We start from the raw sequence: 22,044 nt of genomic DNA, 5'->3' as shown, positions 1-22,044 counted from the left end.
GCTGGTCCGACCACCCGGCGAACCTACTTTCCTATGCCGAACGTGAACGCCAGCCTCTGTGAGCACGGACCGTCCAGGTCGCCCGCTCAATCGCCGACGATGCCTTGGGCGAGCGCTGCGTGTACTGCGCGGACCAGCGGGGTGCTCGCCAACCACACCGCGGGCGAGACGTCGGCGACTGCGGTCGCGCCGAAGGCCTCAGCAACCGTATTGCCCGGGATACGCCCGGACAACAGGGCGGCCATGTCTTCGAGCACCTCCTTGCGCACGATGGCGAGGTGGAGGCGTTCCGCAGCCTCCTCAAGATCGGCCAATACGTTCCGCAGGTACTCCAACGACATCTCGGCGATTCGATGCGGACGCTGTTGCGCGTCAACCCACCAGATGCCTTGGTCGAAGACACGGAGGTCCAGAGTCCCATTCGCGTGCTGTCCCCACGCGGTGAACGGCAACTCCCCGGGCAGAAGGTCTCGGTCAGACGGCACAGGGCTCGGTTCGAAGGGACCACGTGGCGCAGCGTGTGTGTCACTCATGCCAGGGAGGATGCTGACGACCCTCCAGCGCGTCAGTGGTGAGAGACCTACAGCGGGGTGAAGTTGTCCCACGCGGGGGCGAAGTCGTAGGAGATCGGAGTGAGTTCACCTGCGTCCGGGTCGAAGGGGCCGATGAAGAAATCACCCGACTCGGGGTCGATGTCGCCGTTCTCGTCCAGCTGGAGGAACGTCAGGATGCCCAAGATGCACGCATCCGGGTGACTCCGAGCGTGCGCAACTTCATTGCGCGTGACGATGACCGTGTCAGCGCTGCCCATGGTGCCCTTGGCCTCGAGGTAGCGCGTGGTCTCGCCCTTCGTAGCTAGAGCGTCGTACGGCTCCGTGTAGCGGACGTCGCGAACATCCCAACCAAGGTCCCGGTAGTACCTCATGAGTCGGTCTTGGGCCGCGTCCTCGATCTGCTTTCGCAATCTGGCGTCGACCACACGCCCCTGGCCGCGCCCCCCAGCGGGCGACGGCGCTACGCCATTGTCGACAGCACGGCCCACGAACTCGGCCCACATCGCGGCGAGGCCAGACACCACCTCAGGACGAACGCCCTGACCACTGGACTGAGGAGTCCAATGCTGCTGCGGGAACACCTCCTTCAGGCTCTCCAGCGGTAGGGGCGCGTCCTCGTCGACGACCGCAGTCCACGACACCTCCACGTAGCTGAGTTCTCCGGGTACCTCTGGGTCCCAGTGGTCGTCGACGAAGATCTCGCTCGTGACCGTGCCCGAGGCGACGATCCCTCGCGGCTCCTCCCCCTGCTTGAGCATGTACACGGTGTCGCCGGGACCAATCCCCTGAACCCGCTTGGCCACCGACCATCGGCCAGGTGCAGGCTGCCCCAACGAGATCGCCGCCTGCGCTTCCCGCGCCTCCAAGGCGTAGAAATCGTAGAGCGCCGGATTCATTGTCAGCAGGACTGCATTGCCTGGCTCAGGCTCAGTGACCTCGAGCTCGCTGGTGTCGAAGTAGGAAACCGGGTTCCGCCCGCTTGGCACCGTCCGCCCCATCAGCTCCTTGCTCACCGGGTGGGTGGCGGGCAGGACCTGCCCATGCAGAATCTTCAGGCCGTCCTCATCCGTGGTGAACCCGTCCAGCCGGGCGACCAAGCGCACTGTGCCTTCGAACGACATCGTTGCGTAGTTCTCCCGCGCGAGGCGCTCCGCGCTGACATTCCACTGCCCCCTGTTGACGTGCCAAGTGCCCTGCAAGGTCACGTTGTCGTCCCAGCCCGCCCAAGTTCGCCCTAGCGAGTCGTTCGCGTAGATGGGCACTTCACCGCGAGGTAGCAGCTTGAAGTTGATGGCCATCGAAACTCCTTTGTCTCTGATCTCGGTCAGATCCGGCCGTCAGGCTCGCCTGCCCAAGCCTGGGGCGCCCATCGTCGTGACCGTGTAGGCACGCTTGCCCGAACAAGTGCCGCAACGCTTGGCTGCCTTCGATCCAGCCGGCGGACGAAAGAGACGACCGCAGCGCGTGCACTCCCGACCGCCCTGAGCCCGAAGACACGTCGCGCACACGCTGTACCGCCCGAAGCGGGACCGTCGCCCGCACGTCGCGCACTTGCGCCGGATCTTCGACGCAGCCGGCTGTGCCGCGACAACGGGCACCCCTTGCAGCACCTCGGGCAATTGCTCTCGCTGCTTCTGGGAGACCAAGCGCTGTGACACGGGCTTCGCTGGCTGGCTCTTCTGCGCCTTCTGCGCTGTCTTCTTGGCCTTGGCTTCCGCGCGCCGCTGCCGACGAGCCAGCCCGTGCGCGCACTGCGCGAAGGGGAGGTTGCACAGGTCGCAGTGTTGCTCCCCGGTCACTGCTGATCCCTGATCTCCAGCGCCGGCAGCGCATCCACGATCTTCATCGTCTCCAGGCTCACTGTGACGATCCGGGCGAGCAGGTCAACGATGTAGCGCGGGTCCTCGACCTCACGCGACCAGTCGTTCGGGTCGTTGACAATGCCCGACGACTTGTCGGTCTTCACCTGGTAGCGGTCCATCACCCACTCGATCGCCGAGCGCGACCCAAGCATGTACCGGTACGCCTGCTCCGGGATCCCCGAGAGCGTGATGCGGTCGTTGTAGACGATCGTCGAACGGTCCGCGACCTTCTTGTTCGTCTCAGGGTCAAGGACCTTGGCGAACCTCATCTTCTCGACCCGGAAGAACTCGTACGGGTCCGATGGGCCGGGGTCCGTGTCGAGTCCGTTGAGGGCGTAGGGCGCAACGGACTCGTAGGAGAGGTGGAGTTCGGAGAGCTTGCCTCCGGCTTCGACAAAGGGACCAGCATCCATCACGAGCGGGATCCGCGGGAGGGACTTCTTCAGGTCGGCCGCGTACGTCTCCCGGTAGTCGGGCGAGTGGAGTAGTCCATATACGTAGGAGAAGACGTCGTCCTTCGTGAAGGATTCGCCGTAGGCGCGCACGAAGTAGAGCCAGATCTCGTCAGTAACGTTGTCAATTCTTTGGTGACCGTCAACCGTTTCGCGGGTGACGTCCTCAATGGCCAGTTGGTTTCCGCGGTCAGCAGATGCCTCGTAACGCCAGCGAGGAAACCCTTGGGTGGTGTCGATGACGTGCTGGTTCGGCTCATGACCGGTCATCAGTACTGAGAAGGGGGCGTGGGATGACACACCCGCCACGGCAATGCAGCGGTTCGATGCTCGCGGCGTGGGAAACGCCCACGGACCAAGCCCAGGGCGATGGATCCACCTACGATCTGGGTAGCGCAACCGTCGTTCGAAAGGTCGGTAGGCGGCTGGGAAGGGGGTCTCGTCTGAAGCCAGGATCTGCTCGCCCCGAACAAATCGCTGTTCCAGCGAGGACGACCACTTGATCCTCTTGGTGTCCAGGACGCGTTGACCATCGTGGAGGGACTGCTGATAGGCCGAGACCGCGGTACGCATGTTATTTGACAGGCCCAACGCCGATGATCCGTACACCCAGACATCCCGATTCGACTGGACTCCGGGACCGACACGACCAAATACGCCGGGTTCGTCCCCGGACCCGGACAGTGGGAGGAACGACTGGAACCGAGAGGTTCGGTGGCTCAACCAGTCGCCGTACTCGTTGGCCACAATCTTTCGCGAATCGAGACCAGAGTAGGTCCCGGCACGTGCGACCTTGTCCAGCTTCTCTCCGCGGTCCAAGAATTCGCCGATGTCGACGAAGGTGATATTCGGGGCCTCACTCGAAGGGCGGGGATCCTTCACAAGGATGGCGACAGCAACCGCAGTCGTGCTGCCTTGATCGAAGATCTTGCCTCCTTCGCGTTGCCAATCGCCTTTCTGGTCACCGCGCAGATTCAGGATGTAGATGTCGCTGAACTCTTGGGCGAGGGTCAGTCGCATGCCGTCGGCGGTGTTGGAGTCGAGCCAGCCGCCGTTGGTGACGTAGGCGATGACGCCTCGGTCCTTGATCCGCAGGGAGGCCCATTTGATGGCGCGGATGTAGGAGTCGTAGAGGCTGTTCTTGTTCGTCGCGGTCGAGCGGGCGGCGTAGGTGTCCCGGATGGCTGCATCGAGGGCGGGGTACTTCTCGTTGGCGTTGTCGTCGTTGGCCGAGTCTTGCCCGGAGGAGTAGGGCGGGTTGCCGACGATGACCGTGATCGGCAGCTGCCGTTGCCGGTTGATGCGCTCGTTGTTGACGGGGAACACCCCGAGGTCGTCCTCGTCGCCGTCCTCGTAGGACTGGAAGGTGTCCGTCAGGACCAGGCCTTCAAAGGGCTCGTACTCGGCCTGCCCGTCGCTCAGGTCGCCGCGGCGCAGGTCCTGGTACGTGGTCTCGATGTTGACCGCAGCGATGTAGTACGCCAGCAGGAGCATCTCGTTGGCGTGCAGCTCGTTGGCGTACTTGCGGGCCAGATCGTGGGGTTCGATCAGGCCGGACTGCAGCAGGCGGGTCATGAAGGTCCCAGTGCCGGTGAACCCGTCGAGGATGTGCACCCCTTCGTCCGTCAACCCCTGCCCGAAGTGCTGCCGCAGGAGCTCGTCGGCGGAGTTGAGGATGAAGTCGACGATCTCCACGGGCGTGTAGACGATGCCGAGCTTGTCGACGGTGCGCTTGAAGGCGGTGGCGAAGAACTTGTCGTAGAGCTCGACGATGATCCGCTGCCGGCCCTCGGCGTTGTCGATGCCCTCGACCCGGGCGCGCACGGAGTCGTAGAACTTCTCCAGGGCGGCGTTCTCGTCATCGAGGGAGTGCTCGTCGAGGACCTCGAGCATGCGCTCCATGGTCTGGGCGACGGGGTTGGAGTGCGCGAAGTCGTACCCGGCGAAGAGGGCCTCGAAGACCGGGCGGGTGATCAGGTGCTGGGCGAGCATCTCGATCGCGTCGGTCTGGGTGATGCCGTCGTTGAGGTTGCCGCGCAGGCCCTCGAGGAAGGCGTCGAACTCCTTGGCGGCGTTCGAGTCCCGGTCGGCCAGCAGTGCGGTGATCCGGGTGATGTGCTGCTGGGCGATCTTGGCGATGTCCTTTGCCCAGGTCTCCCAGTACCGCCGTTCGCCGACCTTCTTGACGATCCGCGCGTAGATCGCATCGCGCCAGCCCTCGATGTCGAAGGACAACTCGAGCTGGGTGTCGGCGTCATCATCGGCGGGGCGGTCGCTGACGTGCCCGATACCCAGACCCTTGGGCCGCTTCTTGTTCAGCTCGATCTGGTTGACCATCGCGTTGAACCGGTCGTCGTGGGCGCGCAGGGCCTGCAGGACCTGCCAGACGACCTGGAAGCGCTTGTTGTCCGCCAGGGCCGACTCCGGGCTCGCGCCGGCCGGCACGACGACGGGCAGGATGATGTAGCCGAGCTTCTTCCCTTCGGCCTTGCGCATCACCCGCCCGACGGACTGCACGACGTCGACCTGCGACCCGCGCGGGGTCAGGAACAGCACCGCGTCCAGAGCCGGGACGTCCACGCCTTCGGACAGGCAGCGGGCGTTGGACAGGATCCGGCAGGTGTTCTCGTCCTCGGGGGCGCCGTCTTTGAGCCAGGCGAGTTCCTGCCCGCGCTGCAGGGCGTTCATGGTGCCGTCGACGTGGTGGACGTCCACGCGCAGCGCGTCCTCGATCTCCTCGGGCTGGACGCCGGAGGCGACGGGTTCGGCGCTGATGTGCCGCTCGACGATGTCGGGGAAGGCGTTGGTGATCGACTTGGACGCCTTGATGCTGTGGGAGAACGCGACTGCCCGGCGCATCGGCTGCACGCCGACGAGGGCACGTTCGTCGTCGTCGATGTCGCCGAACTGCTTGGCCAAGCCGTTCCAGCAGCCGATGATCTTCGCCGCGTCCCCCAGCGGCAGCTCGCCGGCGGCGGCCATCTCGGTTTGGAAGTTGCGGGCGACGTAGTCCTCGTCGACCGTCAGCACCAAGACCTTGTAGTCGGTCAGCAGGTCCCGCTCGACGGCCTCGCCGAAGCCCAGGCGGTGGAAGACCGGCCCGAACACTGCTTCGTCGTCCATCGACGCCAGGACCGCGTCGGCCCCCTTCGCCTTGTCCTTGGTCTCGGGGTTGAACAGCCTCGGGGTCGCGGTCATGTACAGCCGCTTCGTGCCACGGATGAAGCCCTGATCGTGCACGCGCACGAACGGCGACTCGTCCTGATCAGCAAGTGTGACACCCGTGGTGCGGTGGGCCTCGTCGCAGATGATCAGGTCGAAGTCCGGCATCCCGGCTGCCTGGGCCTGCGCGACTACGTCGATCGACTGGTACGTGGAGAACACGACCGTGAACTTGTCGTCCTCGCCACGCGCTGCGATCTGGCTCGCCAGCGCCGTCGTGTCCGTGGTCGCTGGCACCACGAGGTCGTGTACCGACATGTCCTCGCTCGTGGAGTGCCGCCCGACCTTGACGTCGGAGCACACCGCGAACGCGCGGAAGGGGATCTCGGACTCTTGCTTCCACTCCCGCAGCGTCTGGTTCAGCAGCTGGATCGAGGGCACGAGGAACAGCACCGTGGTCGACTCGCCCTTGCGGGAGGTCGCGACTTCCTCCGCGGCCTTCAGGGACGTGAACGTCTTGCCCGTCCCGCAGGCCATCAGCAGCTGCCCGCGGTCGTGCTCGGTGAACCCGGCGCGCACCTGCTTCAAGGCTTCGCGCTGGTGCGGGCGCGGGGTCTTCTTCCCCGATGTCGGCAGCACCTCCGGCAGCGGGCTCGACCAGTCGATCGACTCCCAGTCGACCTTCGACTCCAGCAGGTCGCTCAAGCCGATGCGGGTGACCTCGGCGGCGTCGAGAACGTGCTTGGCGGTCGGACCCCAGCTCGTGGTCGTCGAGACGAAGAGCTTGCTGGTGAAGGCTTTGTTGCTCGCGGCACTGAGGAAGGTGTCGATGTCCGTCTTGTTGATGTGCGACTGGGGATCGTAGAACTTCGCCTGAACGGCGCACCACCCACCGGTGTGGATGTCCTTGGCCACGATGTCGATGCCATGATCAGCCTGCCCGCCACGCTCGGGCCAGTCCTGCCACAGGTACACGTCCTCGAAGCGGTCCGCGAACTCCGGAGCCGTGCGCAGGTAGCTCGCGATCAGGTGCTCGAACGAGGAGCCCTTCTCGACCGTGTTCTGCGCGCCGAACCAGATCTTGTCGAGCAGATCTTCAAGCGTGACCGACACCGTCGATGCCCCTTCCGTCCGTGAGGTTTGGCCGCAGCCTAACCAGTCGTCTCGGTGGCATGGCGCGATCGCCGGGGGGGCCTGTGCTCTGTGGAGTTGTCAAGGTTCTGACGCTGACGTGAGCGCGTATGTACTAGTCCGGTGTCGAGTCGGATCGGCAACCGGGGGTGTCGCCGGACGTGAAAGAAGGGGGAGCCAGTTGGCTCCCCCTCCTTCGGTCAGTGCCGTCCGGCTTTCGCTGGACGGCAGTTGATCAGGCCGCTTGCCACGGCGGGATGCTGATCCCGGCACGACGTGCGATGGCCTGGCAGATGCCGCACTCCGGGTGCAGGACGCTCGCGTCGTGCTCGAGGCTCAGGTCTGCATCCAGCCAGTCGGGGAACTTCTGGTCCGCGACCCCTGGGAACTCCCGGTCGATGGTGCTTTCGACCTGGAGCTGCTCCAGGAAGACGTCGACTGCGTCGTCGAGGTTGTGGCTCCGGCGCTCGATGGCCAGCCGGGCCAGCCTCCACCGAACGTCCAGGAGGGAGTCGAGCCTCGCCCGGCGGAGGCGGAGGTCGTCGGCCCTCGCAGTTGAGGGCCGTGAGCTGGTGCTGATCTTGTTTGTCGACATGCGGTGGCTCCTAGTGAGCCTTGGCGCCCGACCCGCCCGTTGCGGGCCGGTGACGCGGAGCGACGAAGCGCTCGCCGACACCTGTTGGCGCGTGTTGCTGTCACCCAAGTGGCGGACTCGAAATCGCCACGGCCTACCGGCGTGCCGGTGTCAGGGCGTTCGGGGCCGTTCCCGATAGGAGTTCATGACGCGCCACCATCCCCAGCGACTGCCGAGGTCGCCGTTGGCGAGGGGCAAGGGTGCGGCAGGGCTCTCCCACCATCCCGTGAAGTTGCCCGAGTCTCGCCACTCGAGGCGAACCCAGATGTACGCCAGAAAGTAGCCGTAGTCCAAGCCGCTGGTCGCCCCGTCTGTCTCGTATCGCGTAGCTGGCAATAGGCCGAAGAACGTCTCGAGCCCATCGCCACCGGCGGCGCACATCAACTTGTGTCCCTGGATCCCGCGCCAGTTGCGGGCCAAGGTGAAGTTGATGGTCGGGCACTGAGGCGAGCCGTCGAGGAACTGGATCAGTTCGTCGGGCATGGGCAGGCGGTAGGCCGCCAGCATGCACCCCATCTGCTTGCCGAAGTAGCGCGCAAGGTGCGCTGCATCCTGCTCCCAGGCCGGACCGTAGACGTCCGCCCACGTGAGTCGTCGCCATCGGCCCAAGACCTCAAGGTGAGTCAGAACGAAGGTCTCGAACTGGTCAAGCGCTCTGTCGAACGGTTGACTGCGGTCGTTGTTGCACGGGGCGCACAGGCTGGGCGGCCACCGGACCTCCGCTCCCTTTCGCAGACTGCGCAAATCGCCCCGGAATCGCTCGCTGCTCTTGAACAGGTTCGTCGGCACCACCTTGCCGTCATCGTTGGTGGCTGCTCGGCGCAACGAGCTGGCCTTGAACCGGTGCTCCGCCGTCGTCGCAGGCGCGCCACACCACCAGCACGCTTCTGACACAGAAGGACCTTCCGCCCAGTGCTGAAGCCCATCCCTCGTCATGAGGAGAATCATGCTCGTAGGCAACGACAACCTGGGATACCCCTCGCGCGTCAGCGCTCGGGGGGATTGACGCAGAGTCGCCGGCCCGGACGTTCCGGGTCATGACGAAGACTTCAGCACCCAAGATCCTGTCCGACGCCGACGTTGACGCGAAGATGTCCACCTACGTCCCCGCGAGCCTGCCCGCCGAGACGTGGGAGGCGTGGGAAGACGAAGTGGCGGACATGGCTCGAGCTGCCGAGCCGTCCAGCTTCCAGGACCTGACCTACGTCCTCGGCTCCATCTGTGCCTTCCTCGCGTGGTCGACCCCCACCCATGGAGACGACGATCTGGCTGCCCAGGTCACCCCGGACCAGATCACTCGATACTTGGCCGTCCTCGAGCAGGGCGGCACGGCGACGGGCACCCGTGAGAACCGACGCAGCCAGCTTTTCCGCGTGCAGCGGGGCCTGGCTGGGCGCCCCGCGCGCAAGGCCATCGCTCGCGGGCGTAGCCCCTTCGCCCCGCCCTACTCCCCCGCCGAGGTGGCCGCGCTGCGGGCCATCGACGCCCCGTCGGTGACGCTCGCGAAGCTGCTCGCGCTCCTGGACGACGACTCCACCGCTGCCGAAAGCGTCGTGGCCGCTCTGGAAGGCATCGCGACGGAGGCGATGTGTCGTGAGTTCGCGACGGCAGGTCTGAAGTTCGACCGTCGGCGCTGGCGGCCCACCTGGGCCAGTCGGCTGGTCAGAAACGACCTGGACTTCGCAACGTTGGCCCGCAGCCATGGGTTCAGCCGCAACGACTGCGAGCGCTACCTGCAGCATCACCCAGCAGCCCCCGGAACCATCGATCAGCTCCGCGGCTGACGCCTGAGATCCCCGCCAGAAAAAACTTCTGGCGGGGATTGCCGTAGCAGCAGCAATGAGCACCTTCCCGGTTGTCCCCGCTTGGGGATCGCCCAAACAACCGGAGGCCAAGATGTCCCAGATCCAGCCGCTCGTCGCCCGCCGTCCCCGCACCGCTCGCCGCCTCAGCGGCGCCGCCGTGCTGCGAGCCCGAGCAGAAGCCAACAACGTCCAGAACGAGCCGCTGCCCGAGGAGTACCTCACGTGGCTGCGGGAGAACTACCGCTCGAAGAAGCTGACCGACCGCCAGCTGGAGCGGATGCGCCCCAAGATCGTCGAAGCGATCAGTCACGTGCCCGGTCGCGGTCTGCGCAGTCTCGAGCTGCGCACCGGGCAGATCGTGGCTGTGCTGGTCTGGGCCGAGCAGCAGCACGGCCTGACCGAGGTCGCCGACATCTTCACCCACCAGCTGATCGAGGACTTCTGCAGCACCGCGCTGCAGAGCGCCAGCGAGAAGACCCGCTCCGACTACCGCGGCCGCCTGCGCCCCATCGCTGACTCCCTCCACCCCGCGACGGCGCCCCTGCCGGCGCCGGTCCTGCGCCGCAAGGAGGTCCTGGCGCCGTACACCGATGAGGAGATCCGGGTCATCCGTCGCGTCATCCTCGTCCAGCCCACCGACGAGATGGTCCGCCAGCTGTGCGTGTGTGTTGGCCTCGGCCTCGGTGCCGGCATCAACTCCAACGAGCTCAAGCAGATCCGTACCAGCGACGTGCACATCGCGGAAGACGGTGCGGTGCAGGTCGACATCCCCGGCACCAAGGCCCGCACGGTCTGGGTCCGGCGCGAGTGGGAAGACATCGTCGCCCGCGGAGTGCGTGGACGCGCACAGGATGCGTACCTGCTCGGCGAGGACCCGGCTCGCCGCAACGTCGCGGCCCGCGTCTTCGACCGCGCCCACCTCTACGGCGACGTGCCACCCCTCTCACAGGACCGTCTGCGTGCCACCTGGATCGTCGGGCACCTCACACGAGCCACCCCCTTCGCCGTGCTCTGCCACGCCGCAGGCCTGTCCTCGACCCGAGCGCTGTTCGACCTGCTCGACTTCGTTCCCGCCACCCCGGCCCAGATCGCTCTGCGTGGGGAGGGCTGCTGACATGCCCGCCACGAACCCGACCAAGCGCACCGACAACGACGCACAGACGATCGAGGCGCTCCTGACGCACCTGCAGCGCATCGAGTACATCGTCGACGCCGCCGTCATCGACGACCCCGAAGACCCCAACCAGCAGGTGTCCGTCGTCGAGCTCCTCGAGCGCTTCGAACGCACCAGCAACCGAGGACGCCGCAAGCAGGGAGCGACAGTACGCCTCTTCCTGATCCTGATGCTCTTGTGCTGTCGCTTCCACACCAAGACCCTGCAGATCCGAGCGATGCACCAGCTGGCCGTCGGCAACCTCCCGAGGGACCTCCAATGGCGCCTAGGCATCATAACGCTCGACGGCCAGGGGAAGGCGCGCATGCTCTCCGAGAAGCAGTTGAACACCATCGCCCAGAACCTCAACGCCAACCTCGACCCCCAGTCGGCCGACAGCGAGGAGGCGCGCGAGTACCGACGCCGCAACCTGGCGGCCATCCGCGACGCGCTCATCACGGCCACCCACGTCGTGCCCCGGCAGGGGACGTCCTACGCCGTGGACGAGACGGGCGTGTGGAGCTGGAGCCTCTCCCAGCGCAAGCCCACCTACAAGGCCGAGGCTGAGATCATCGACGAGGACGAGGCAGACCTTGCCACGACCACCGACTGCGAGGGCCACGACCAGGACCAGGAATCAGCCTTTGTCGCCAGTGATGAGCGCTGCTCCAACGTTCGTCGGGAAGCCAAGCAGTGCAATTTCGCCGCGTGGGGTAGCAAGACGCACAAGAACGGCGGGTCCTCCAGCTTCTACGGGTACGGGCTCCACGCACTGGTCCGCGTGCCTGACGTGATCAAGCGGGGCGGGAAGGCGATTGCCGACCCTCACCTCGAGCCCCTCCTGGTCGAGCAGATCGCACTCACCCCCGCCAGCACCGACATCGTCGACCCCACCCTCGACATGATCCACCGCACCCTGGGTCGAGGTCTGGTGATCGGCGACCTCATCGGCGACCGCCACTACAGCTACAAGAAGTACGAGCGCTGGGCACTGCCACTGGCCAAGCTCGGCATCCGACAGGTCCTCGACATGCGCGCCAGAGATCACGGCCCCAAGGACTACAAGGGCGCCGTGATCCTCGACGGCACCCCGCACTGCCCCATGACCCCACAGGGCCTTCGTGGCCTCGAGCGCCCTGGTCTGACCGCCAGCCGCGAAGAGATCGACGCCTACGAGCAACTCATCACGGAGCGCGAGCAGTACGCAATGCGCCGGAAGAAGACCGCTCAGCAGGACCGCGACGGAAAGACGCGGTGGCTGTGCCCCGCAGCGGCCGGCAAGATCGGATGCAGCATCCTGCCCGGCAGCGTCGCGGCAGCACGGGAGGCCGGGATCCCCGTCGTGCGCCCCCCGGCGGACCACGAGAGCGTCTTCTGCGAGCCCAAGCCGCCGGTCGTGCAGATCCCAGCGCACGTGATCATGAAGTACCAGCAGGCCGAGTACTACGGCAGCCGCCCGTGGCTCATCAGCTTCAACCGACGAACGTACGTGGAGAGCATCTTCGGCAACCTCAAGAACCTGAGCACGCGAAGCATCAAACGAGGCTTCACCCGCTTCATCGGAGAACCACTGATGACCTTGGCCTTGGTCGCGCAAGTCGTCGACTACAACCTCAAGGAGCTCGAGGACTGGCACGCACGCGCGAGCGCTGAGCCGCGCGAGTACGCCGCCGCCACCGCCTACTCGAGCCACCCGCTCCACACGGCACGCACCGAGCACACCTTCGGCTTCCAGATGCTGACCCACGAGCAGCAGATCCAGCTCGACCAGCAGCACGGCGCCCCTGTCGCTGCCTGACAACGACGATGTCCAACAACTCCATCAACGACTGAAGGGCCGCCCCGTCTGGGGCGGCCCTTCAACCATTCCGGGTGTTACACCGAATTCGGGCAACAGATTCCGCAAATTCGGGCAACACCCCGCTGAGCCGGTGACGGGAATCGAACCCGCGTGTCCAGCTTGGGAAGCTGGCGCTCTACCATTGAGCTACACCGGCGCGCGAGGCGCAGGCGACATGCTAACTCACCGCCAGCGCCTTCCCGGCACCGGCTCTGCAGTGACCACGCTGGGTGCGGGGTCGGACCTCGGGATGCTTGGATTGGCCGATGAGCACCGAGTGGGACGAGCGCACCGAGGCGCCGGTCGTGGAGGCCACAGGATTTGCGCAGGCGGCCCTGCCTGAGGTCGGCACCCGCCAGTTGACTCGCCTGACCCACCCGGACGACCCGCGGCTGACGATCGACACCCTCCTGCTGCGTCGTGACCATCCCGACCTCGTCGTCGTGCTCCACGGTGCGCTGGTGCGCAAGGACGTGACGCTGCCGCGCTTCGAGTGGCTGCGGACCCTGCGCGAGCGCCCCGAGAGCCTGCTCTTCGTCTCGGACCCGTCGCTGCAGGTCGACGAGGCGATCCCGCTCGCCTGGTACATCGGGCCGCAGGAGCACGATGTCACCGCCCGCCTCGCCGACGAGGTGACGGCGATGGCCGGCCGCCTCGGCGCACGGCGCACGGTCTTCACCGGCAGCAGCGGTGGCGGCTACGCGTCGATCGCCCTCGCGGCGCACACACCCGGCTCGCTCGCCGTGCCCTTCTCCCCGCAGACGCGCGTCTCGCGCTACGAGCGCATGCCGGTGAAGATCTTCCGCACCCGGCTCTTCCCCGAGCACCCCGACATGGACTCCGTCGAGGCGGCCCACCGCGACCGCGTCGACCTGACCCACCGCTGGGCGGCCGGCCCCGACCAGCCCGATGCCTGGGTGCGCCTCGTCCACAACAGCGGCGACCCCGGTCACCTCGAGGACCACGTCCGCCCCTTCCTCTCCGCCGCCGGCGTCGACCCCGACGACCTCGAGGGACACCCCCGCTTCTCGCTCGTCTTCGACGACTTCGCCGACGGCCACTCCCCGCCCCGGCCGACGCAGATGCGCGACCAGCTCGACGCAGCCCTGGCCTGGCACGACGCGGTGCGCTGAGCCGCCCACCTCGAGCAGGTGACCTCGTCCCCCTTCGTCCATGGCGAAGGGGGACGAGTTGCGTTGTGCCTCAGGTCACCTGACATTCGCTTGCCCCAGCAAGCGCGGCGGGGTGAAGATGAATCGAATGGACAGTAAGCGCTTGCTTACTGTCTTGTCCCCAGCGTCGGGCAGGCCCGGCGCACGACACGACCAGGAGACGCCTGCATGGGTCACTACAAGAGCAACCTGCGCGACATCGAGTTCAACCTCTTCGAGGTCTTCGGTCGCGACGAGGTCCTGGGCCAGGGCCCCTACGAGGCGGTCGACGCCGACACCGCGCGCGAGATGCTCAAGGAGTACGCGCGTCTGGCCGAGAACGAGCTCGCCGAGTCCTTCGCCGACGCCGACCGCAACCCCCCGGTCTTCGACCCCGAGACCTCGTCCGTGGCGATGCCCGAGTCCTTCAAGAAGTCGTACAAGGCCTTCCAGGACGCCGGCTTCTGGTCGCTCGACCTGCCCGAGGAGCTCGACGGCACCGTCGCTCCCCCGTCGTTGCGCTGGGCGATGAACGAGCTCGTCCTCGGCGCCAACCCGGCGATCGGCATGTTCGGCGCGAGCTACTCCTTCGCCAAGCTGCTCTACCTGCTCGGCACCGACGAGCAGAAGAAGCTCGCGAAGTGGATTGCCGAGAAGGGCTGGCACTGCACCATGGTGCTCACCGAGCCCGACGCCGGCTCGGACGTCGGCGCCGGGCGGACCAAGGCCACCGACAACGGCGACGGCACGTGGAACATCGAGGGCGTCAAGCGCTTCATCACCTCGGCCGAGTCGGACATGACCGACAACGTCGTCCACTTCGTCCTCGCCCGCCCCGAGGGCGCCGGCCCGGGCACCAAGGGCCTGAGCCTCTTCATCCTCACCAAGTACGCCGTCGACCTCGAGACCGGCGAGTTGGGCGAGCGCAACGGCGTCTACGTCACCAACGTCGAGAAGAAGATGGGCCTGAAGGTCTCGACGACCTGCGAGGTGACCTTCGGCGAGAAGCACGCCGCCGTCGGCACCCTCTTCGGCGACGTCCACGACGGCATCGCCCAGATGTTCCGCGTCATCGAGAACGCCCGGATGATGGTCGGCACCAAGGCCATCGCCACCCTCTCCACCGGCTACCTCAACGCGCTCGAGTACGCCAAGGAGCGCGTCCAGGGCGCCGACCTGACGACGCCCGCCAAGGACGCGCCGCGTGTGACGATCACCCACCACCCGGACGTGCGCCGCAGCCTCATGCTGCAGAAGGCCTACGCCGAGGGCCTGCGGGCGCTCGTCACGCTCACGTCGAGCCAGCAGGACACCGTCGACGTCGAGCAGCTCGCGACGGGCGTCGAGGAGATCGCCGACGACTCCCCCGCCGCGATGGCCAACCGGGTCAACGACCTGCTGCTGCCGATCGTCAAGGGCCTGGGCTCCGAGCGGGCCTGGACCCTCCTCGGCACCGAGTCGCTGCAGACCTTCGGTGGCTCCGGCTTCCTGCAGGAGTACCCGATCGAGCAGTACGTCCGCGACGCGAAGATCGACACCCTCTACGAGGGCACCACGGCCATCCAGGGTCAGGACTTCTTCTTCCGCAAGATCGTGCGTGACAACGGCCAGGCGCTGGGTCACCTCGCGATGCAGATCCAGGAGTTCGCCCAGGACGTCGACGCGCAGGGCGGTGCGCTCAAGCACGAGCGCGAGCTGCTCGGCCAGGGCCTGGAAAACGTCCAGGGCATCCTCGGCGCGATGTTCCAGGCGCTCATGGCCTCCGACCCCAAGCAGGAGGGCTCGGACATCACCAACATCTACAAGGTGGGCCAGAACACCTCGCGTCTGCTGCTCGGCGCCGGCGACCTCGTCGTCGGCTGGCTGCTGCTGCGCCAGGCCGCCGTTGCCACCGAGGCCCTCGAGGCCGGCGCGGAGGGCAAGGACAAGGACTTCTACACGGGCAAGATCGCCGCGGCGAGCTTCTTCGCCAAGAACGTCCTGCCGCTCCTGGCCGGCGAGCGCGCCATCGCCGAGGCCACGGACAACACCCTCATGGACGTGCCCGAGTCGGCCTTCTGACCCGCACGCACATGACGAAGGGGGGCCCGCCAGCTGGCGGGCCCCCCTTCGTCGTGCTCGGGAGCGTCAGTAGCGACGGTCGTCGCGGACCACGGTCTCGCGACGGCGGTTGGTGAGCAGGAAGCTCAGGACGATCGCGAGGACGCCCAGACCGATGGCGATCCACCCTAGGGCCGCGAGGTCGAGCCCGGCGATCGACATATCGCCGTTGTAGGCGAAGACGATGACGAGTCCGACGAGCAGCAGGAAGATCCCGGCGCCGATTACATGTGTCGTGCTCCTGACTCCGCTCAGAGCCGGTTGGTGGTCTCGGTGGGGTCGACCCGCTCGGCCGGCTGGTGCCGACCGCGGGGGTCCTTGGGGTCGGTGTGGACGGACAGCCGCGTGGGCACCTCGCGCGAACGGCGCGGCCGCTCGAGGAGGAAGAAACCCGCGATCATCAGCAGGCTGAAGACGACGATGAAGATCCAGAACAGGGCTTCGCCGCCCATGGAGTACCCCTCTCTTCGGCGTTTCGCCCCAGCCTAGACCCGCGGACGAGGCACACTGCGATTGTGACCACACCAGTCACATGAGTCACACCCGCCACGCCCCTGCCTCTCTCGTCCCTGGAGCCCTCAGATGCGCCCGAGCACCCGCCGCGCGATGGTCCTCACCGCCACGACCGCCCTCGCCGTCTCCCTCGTCCCCGCCGCCAGCACGAGCGCGGCCCCCGCCGCTCCGGCCGCCCCGGCGGCGACCACCGCCAAGAGCAGCCCCGGCTTCAACCTCACCGTCGAGCCGCTGTGGAGCGGGGTCAACGAGCGACTGACCGTCATCGGCGAGCTCTACGACTCGAAGACCTACCGCCCGCTGACCGGTCGCTCGATCTCGCTGCAGGCCCGCAACGTCGGCTCCACGACGTGGCGCACGGTCGCCCGCCCGGAGACCAACTCCAACGGCGCCTTCTCCGTCTCGCTGACGGCCGACCGCTCGAAGACCTACCGCGCGGTCTACTCGGGCAATGCTTGGTACACCGGCCGCCACAGCAACTGGGAGCGCCAGACGGCCAAGCCGGGCACGTGGGTGCGCACGACCGCCAAGCCGGTCGCGACGAGCAACGGCGGCACCAAGGTCACCGGCCGGGTCACCCAGCTCGTCTCCAGCCCGACCCGCCCGCTGCGCTACGTCAACGTCCACATCCAGGCCCGTCAGGCCTACGGCACCTACTGGTTCGACGCCGGCCGGACGAGGACCAACGGTCACGGGTACTTCGGCTGGAACACCTCGGTCAAGCCGAGCGCCTGCTACCGCTACCGCGCGATCTACAAGGGCAACTCCAACGGCTGGGCCGCCAAGAGCACCACCGCCGAGTGGAGCAACTGCGGCTGACCGCCGCCCACACGCACCCGGAGCCGGGCCCCACAATGGGGCCCGGCTCCGTCGTCGTCCGGCCCGCGCTGACGGCCGGGCTCGCGCCGTGCGTCAGTCCTCGCGGGAGAGGCCGGCCAGGTGCCTGTTGTAGGCCTCGAGCTCGGCGTCACCGTCGCGGTCGGCCGCCCGGTCGCGCCGTGCGGTCTCGCGGTCGTCCGAGCGCATCCACTGCCAGGCCACGGCGATGGCCAGCACGAGGGTCGGCGCCTCGCCCACGCCCCAGGCGATCGCGCCACCGCGCTGCTGGTCGGCGATCGGGTCACGCATCCACGACAGGTCGAGACGGCCGAAGAAGTCCTCGGCGAGCAGCTGCGTCGACTGGGTGAGGATGACGCCGAAGAAGGCGTGGAAGCTGATCGTCGCGAAGAGCACGACGAGCAGGGCGAGCGGCGACCACCGCTTGGGGCCCGGGTCGATGCCGATGAGCACCCACGTGAACATGTACCCGGTGAGCAGGAAGTGCACCATCATCAGCACGTGGCCGGTGTGCGTGCGCATCGCCAGCTCGAAGAGCGGGCTGTAGTAGAAGATCGCCAGGCTGAAGAAGAAGAGCGAGGCCGCGACCGCAGGGTTGGCCAGCACCCGCAGGTAGCTCGAGTGGACCGTCGCCAGGATGAGCTCGCGGGGCCCGAGGGTCTTGTCCTTGCGTGCTGGCAGGGCCCGCAGCGCCAGGGTGATCGGGGCACCCGGCACGAGCAGCAGCGGGGCAATCATCGCCACGCCCATGTGCTCGATCATGTGCCAGGAGAAGAGGATCTTGCCGTAGACGGCCGGCCCGCCCGAGGTGAAGTAGACGAAGACGACCCAGCCGAGGACCCAGCTGATCGTGCGCAGCAGCGGCCAGTGGTCGCCACGAGCCCGCAGCCGCAGGGCCCACCGGACGTAGACGACGACCGCGACGACGGCGACGGTCAGCCACAGCCAGTCGATCTGCCAGTCGCTGATCCAGCTCGTCGCGCTCGGCGGCCCGGGGTCGGGGTAGCCGGAGAGGTCGTAGACGACGGCGTTCTCCGGCGCGGTCTGCGCGGTCTCGGGGGTCGGCGTGCGACCGACGGCCACGCCGAGCCCCATGGCGGTGGCCATGACGGCGATCTCGCCGAGCGCGAGCCGGACGAAGGCGCTGTCCTGAGGTGCGAGGGCCTTCAGGCCCGAGCCTCGACGGGGGGACGCCCCCTGGGCGCCTGCCTCCAGTCCGGCGATGATCCGGTTGCGGTGCCACCAGCCGATGACCCCGAGGACGATCGCCGCGACGGCCTTGAGGATGAGCAGGACCCCGTAGCGCGAGTCGAGTCCGCCGAGGCCACCGATGTTGATCCACGTCGCGAGCAGGCCGGAGAGGACGAGGAACGCGAAGCACCACGCGGCGATGCTCGAGTAGCGCCGCACGGTCACGGCCAGGTGGGTGCCGAGCGATGGGCGCACGACGAGGAGGGCGACGAGCCCACCGATCCACACCGTCGCCGAGACGAGGTGGAAGGCGAGGGCGTTGACCCCGCTCATGTGGTCGAGGCTGGCGGCGGAGTGCCCGGAGAGGGCGAGCGGGAGCAGCGCGAGGACCGAGCCGGCGGCGGCCCAGGCCAGCGTTCCCTTCGTCCGGGCCAGCGGAGCGGCGATCGCGATGACGCCGACGATGGCCGAGGAGATGACCGCCGTACGGGTGCTGTCCAACTCCCAGACGAAGGCGACGAGCTGGGAGAAGTAGGTGGAGTCGGTGAGGCGCAGACCCGCGAGGGAGGCGAAGTCGGTGAGCATCCGGCCGATGCCCGCGAGGAACCAGACGATCGCCGCACCGCCAGCCAGCTGGGCCAGGCTCTCGCGTCGGGCCGTGCGAGTCGTCTCGGGCACGAGGAAGGCGGCGACGACGAGGGCTCCGACGGTCACGGCGGCCGCGGCGTCGTGGACCACGCGGAGCACGGGCAGCGACCAGCGGACGAAGCCGCCGGGGTCGCCGAGCTCGAGCGGCGCCGCACCGCCACCGAAGGCCGTGGCCGCGACGACCGCGAGGACGCTGACGAGGCCGAGGATCCCGAGCGGGACGGAGGTGGTGCGGGGGGCGCCCGGGCTGGCTGACATGCCCTCTAATCTAGGCAACGAGTCCGGGGACCACCGCATCGTGTGCTGTCATGGACCGATCGAAGGGAGTGCCCGTGACCACGTCGTCGTCCGCAGAGCTGAGCACCAGCGTCATCCGGATGCTGCGCATGCTCCACGCCACGCGCGTGCGCGCCCCTCGCGTGCACCCCGCCGTCGAGGCGAGCCACCACTCGGTGCTCGTCGCCGTCCGCGACGCCCCGAGCAGGGTCGGCGACATCGCCGAGCGCAACCTCTCCGACGCGTCGACGGTCAGCCGCCAGGTGAGCCACCTGACCTCCCTCGGACTGCTGCACAAGGTGCCCGACCCGCAGGACGGCCGCGCCCAGCTCGTCGCGCTGACCGACGAGGGCGCTGCTCTGCTCGACGAGCTCGTGGAGCGCCGCGAGGCCTGGTTCGCCGAGCTGCTCGACGACTGGAGCGAGAACGACATCGCGGCCTTCATCGGCTACGTCGACCGCTTCTGCGACGCCGTCTCCACGGACCAGCGCCACCGCCCCTGACACCGCTGCTGACACCGGGGCAACCCGGCAGACCGGCCGGGCGTCTGCCAAGATGACGACGTCATCTGCCTCAGACCGGGGGAACCCACCATGCGTTATCGCAGTGCTGCACTCACCGCACTCGTCCTCGCGACGTCGAGCGCGCTCATCGGCTCGTCCGCCGGTGCCGCCCCCGCCGCACCGACCAGCACCGGCATCGACGTCAACTGCGAGGGCATCGGCGCCGACACCGTGACCCTCACCGGCGACCTCACTCGCGGTGGCACCGCCGAGATCGAGCGGGGCCCGTTGACCGTCGTCGGCCGCCCCGGCTTCACCGGCGAGGACGCCTCCGGCCACCAGGTCGAGGTCGCGCCCACCGGCGACGGCGCCCTGTGCACCGCCGACGAGGAGACGACGGCCAGCGCGATCGCCAAGGTGCTGCCGGCCACCCAGGCCGCCAAGGCCCCCTCCTCCGGCACGGTGACCGGGCAGCTGACCTTCACCGTCGAGGTCGACACCAGCGCCGCGGTGGCGCCGCAGGCCGCCGCCCAGGGCGACACGATGTCGACCGCCGCCGCACTCCCCTTCGAGTCGGAGCTGCGCAGCTATCTCAACTCCCGCCCCGGTGCCGTCGGGGTCGCCGTCCGCCGACCCGGCACCGGCAAGTCCTGGACCTACACCAAGGTCTCCTCCCGCAACGTCACCGCGAGCATCGTCAAGGTCCAGATCATGTCGGCCGTGATGATGAAGGCCCAGAGCGAGGGGCGCGCCCTGTCCTCCTGGGAGAAGTCGAAGATCTCCCCGATGATCCGCAACAGCGACAACGACGCGACGACGGCACTCTTCAACCACATCGGTGGCCGGCGGGCGATCGACAGCACCGCCGACCGGCTCGGCATGACGAGCACCGTCGCCGACCCCTACAACCACTGGGGCCTGACGAGCACGACCGCGGCCGACCAGGCCCGGCTCATGGAGCACTACGCCCGCCCGTCCAGCGTGCTCAGCGCGACCAACCGCATGTACGGCCTGAGCCTGATGCGCCAGATCAACTCGAGCCAGGACTGGGGCGTCACGGCCGGCCCGCCCGCCGGCAAGGTGGCGCTGAAGAACGGCTGGCTGCCGCGCACCGACGGCTGGCACGTCAACTCCATCGGCTGGGTCAACGCCGACTACCCCGACTACACGATCGCCGTGCTCACCCACGACAACCCCGGCGCGATGAGCACCGAGGTCGCGACCATCGAGGGGGTCTCGCGCATCGTGTGGAAGAACCGCGCGAAGCTCGGCGGATCGACCACCCCCACGCCGACGACCCGCGGCAAGCGCGGTGACGTCGACGCCGACGGCAAGGCCGACCTCATGGGCATGTCGGCCACCGGCCGGATCTACCGGATGAAGGGATCGGGCACCGACTTCGGCGCGAAGAAGGTCGTCAAGTCCGGCTTCTCGGACGCCACCTGGCTGGGCACCGCCGGTGACGTCAACAAGGACAAGCGCTCCGACGTCCTCGTGCGCCGTGGCGACGGCCGGCTGCAGCTGATGCTCACGACGAGCAGCGGCGCCCTGGGCACTCCCAAGACGATCGCGACCGGCTGGGGCTCCTACACCGACATCGCCGCGGGTGGCGACGTCGACCGCAACGGCAAGCTCGACGTCCTCAACCGCAAGGTCGGCGGCGCGGTCGACCACTACGAGATGTCCGACTCCGGCAGCCTCAAGCGGATCCGCACGATGGGCAAGCCGGCCGTCTACTACCAGAGCATCATGCTCGTGGCCGACGTCAACGGCGACGGCCGCGACGACCTGCGTGGCGTCGCCGCCGGCGGCCGCATGCGCACCTGGACCTCCACGGGCACCGCGTGGAAGCAGGCGAGCGCGACGAGCACCGGCTGGAGCGCCTACCGCACGGTCCTCTCCCCCGGCGACATCAACGTCTCCTCGTCGAAGCAGGACGACATCGTCGCGGTGTGGCCCTCCGGTCGCGGCCGGATGCACTACGGCACCAAGGGCGGCGGCCAGGGCACGAGCTACCGCAACATCAGCGAGGGGCTGGGCAGCCTGACGTACGTCTGGTGACCCGCCGCGCGACTGCATTGCCCTACGGCAATGCAGAGTCTTGACGTCGAGAGATTGCATTGCCGTAGGGCAATGCAGAGTCCACGGGTGAGGAGCCTGCGGGGCGGGCTCTCGGGCCACCTCGAGTCCGCCTGCCTGTCTTGGCGCCGCCCATGACGAAGGGAGGGCCCC

Annotated in this window: 16 protein-coding genes and 1 tRNA gene; 8 read left to right on the top strand and 9 right to left on the bottom strand. The window is 67.7% G+C overall.

From position 1 onward, the window contains the following. Positions 1-86 precede the first annotated feature (86 nt). From B9B60_RS03345 to B9B60_RS03325, 5 genes are all read right to left on the bottom strand, one after another. The gene (locus B9B60_RS03345) at positions 87-533 is read right to left on the bottom strand and encodes a hypothetical protein (protein WP_143445414.1); all 447 of its coding nucleotides are present in this window, start codon (positions 531-533) and stop codon (positions 87-89) included. Positions 534-580: 47 nt separating this feature from the next. Then, entirely contained in the window at positions 581-1,852 is a 1,272-nt protein-coding gene (locus B9B60_RS03340) for a protein NO VEIN domain-containing protein (protein ID WP_084449850.1), read from the bottom strand. Between the two features lie 497 nt (positions 1,853-2,349). Beyond that, the gene (locus B9B60_RS03335; protein ID WP_084449849.1) at positions 2,350-7,143 is read right to left on the bottom strand and encodes a DEAD/DEAH box helicase; all 4,794 of its coding nucleotides are present in this window, start codon (positions 7,141-7,143) and stop codon (positions 2,350-2,352) included. 253 nt (positions 7,144-7,396) lie between these two features. Further along, entirely contained in the window at positions 7,397-7,864 is a 468-nt protein-coding gene (locus B9B60_RS03330; protein ID WP_159451144.1) for a hypothetical protein, read from the bottom strand. A gap of 42 nt (positions 7,865-7,906) precedes the next feature. After that, entirely contained in the window at positions 7,907-8,743 is an 837-nt protein-coding gene (locus B9B60_RS03325; RefSeq protein ID WP_143445413.1) for a hypothetical protein, read from the bottom strand. Positions 8,744-8,832: 89 nt separating this feature from the next. Between B9B60_RS03325 and B9B60_RS03320 the strand changes: the two genes are divergently transcribed. The 3 genes from B9B60_RS03320 to B9B60_RS03310 all read left to right on the top strand — a co-directional run bounded on the left by B9B60_RS03320 (position 8,833) and on the right by B9B60_RS03310 (position 12,551). Further along, a complete protein-coding gene (locus B9B60_RS03320; protein ID WP_084449846.1) occupies positions 8,833-9,579 on the top strand; it encodes a hypothetical protein in 747 nt (248 codons plus the stop codon). Between the two features lie 112 nt (positions 9,580-9,691). Then, positions 9,692-10,714, top strand: coding sequence for a hypothetical protein (locus B9B60_RS03315; protein ID WP_084449845.1), 1,023 nt, complete (start codon positions 9,692-9,694; stop codon positions 10,712-10,714). 1 nt (position 10,715) lies between these two features. Next, positions 10,716-12,551: a hypothetical protein gene (locus B9B60_RS03310; RefSeq protein ID WP_084449844.1), complete on the top strand. Its 1,836-nt coding sequence runs from the start codon at positions 10,716-10,718 to the stop codon at positions 12,549-12,551. Positions 12,552-12,679: 128 nt separating this feature from the next. Here the strand turns inward: B9B60_RS03310 and B9B60_RS03305 are convergent. Continuing rightward, a tRNA-Gly gene (locus tag B9B60_RS03305) sits at positions 12,680-12,750 on the bottom strand. Between the two features lie 109 nt (positions 12,751-12,859). On the opposite strand from B9B60_RS03305, the gene B9B60_RS03300 reads away from it, so the two are divergent. Both B9B60_RS03300 and B9B60_RS03295 read left to right on the top strand, forming a co-directional pair. Beyond that, positions 12,860-13,726, top strand: a complete 867-nt coding sequence (locus B9B60_RS03300) for a hypothetical protein (protein ID WP_084449843.1) — start codon at positions 12,860-12,862, stop codon at positions 13,724-13,726. A 207-nt stretch (positions 13,727-13,933) separates the two neighbouring features. Then, positions 13,934-15,805 (top strand): acyl-CoA dehydrogenase, encoded by a 1,872-nt coding sequence (locus tag B9B60_RS03295; protein ID WP_084449842.1) that lies wholly within the window; start codon positions 13,934-13,936, stop codon positions 15,803-15,805. A gap of 66 nt (positions 15,806-15,871) precedes the next feature. Here the strand turns inward: B9B60_RS03295 and B9B60_RS17435 are convergent, their stop codons facing one another. After that, positions 15,872-16,057: a DUF6458 family protein gene (locus B9B60_RS17435; protein ID WP_268766693.1), complete on the bottom strand. Its 186-nt coding sequence runs from the start codon at positions 16,055-16,057 to the stop codon at positions 15,872-15,874. A 38-nt stretch (positions 16,058-16,095) separates the two neighbouring features. Further along, entirely contained in the window at positions 16,096-16,296 is a 201-nt protein-coding gene (locus B9B60_RS03290) for a hypothetical protein (RefSeq protein WP_084449841.1), read from the bottom strand. A 130-nt stretch (positions 16,297-16,426) separates the two neighbouring features. On the opposite strand from B9B60_RS03290, the gene B9B60_RS03285 reads away from it, so the two are divergent. After that, positions 16,427-17,176, top strand: a complete 750-nt coding sequence (locus B9B60_RS03285) for a hypothetical protein (protein ID WP_084449840.1) — start codon at positions 16,427-16,429, stop codon at positions 17,174-17,176. A 93-nt stretch (positions 17,177-17,269) separates the two neighbouring features. Here B9B60_RS03285 and B9B60_RS03280 read toward each other — a convergent pair whose 3' ends face one another. After that, the gene (locus tag B9B60_RS03280; protein ID WP_084449839.1) at positions 17,270-19,291 is read right to left on the bottom strand and encodes a bifunctional copper resistance protein CopD/cytochrome c oxidase assembly protein; all 2,022 of its coding nucleotides are present in this window, start codon (positions 19,289-19,291) and stop codon (positions 17,270-17,272) included. Between the two features lie 74 nt (positions 19,292-19,365). On the opposite strand from B9B60_RS03280, the gene B9B60_RS03275 reads away from it, so the two are divergent. After that, entirely contained in the window at positions 19,366-19,812 is a 447-nt protein-coding gene (locus tag B9B60_RS03275) for a MarR family winged helix-turn-helix transcriptional regulator (protein ID WP_159451143.1), read from the top strand. A gap of 90 nt (positions 19,813-19,902) precedes the next feature. Beyond that, positions 19,903-21,873 (top strand): FG-GAP-like repeat-containing protein, encoded by a 1,971-nt coding sequence (locus B9B60_RS03270; RefSeq protein ID WP_084449837.1) that lies wholly within the window; start codon positions 19,903-19,905, stop codon positions 21,871-21,873. Positions 21,874-22,044: the final 171 nt, after the last annotated feature.

This window comes from Janibacter indicus, from assembly GCF_900176385.1.
GTDB classification, from domain to species: Bacteria; Actinomycetota; Actinomycetes; order Actinomycetales; family Dermatophilaceae; genus Janibacter; species Janibacter indicus.
Note: the sequence above shows the minus strand (reverse complement) of the source record. Positions and strands in the feature narration are given on the sequence as shown.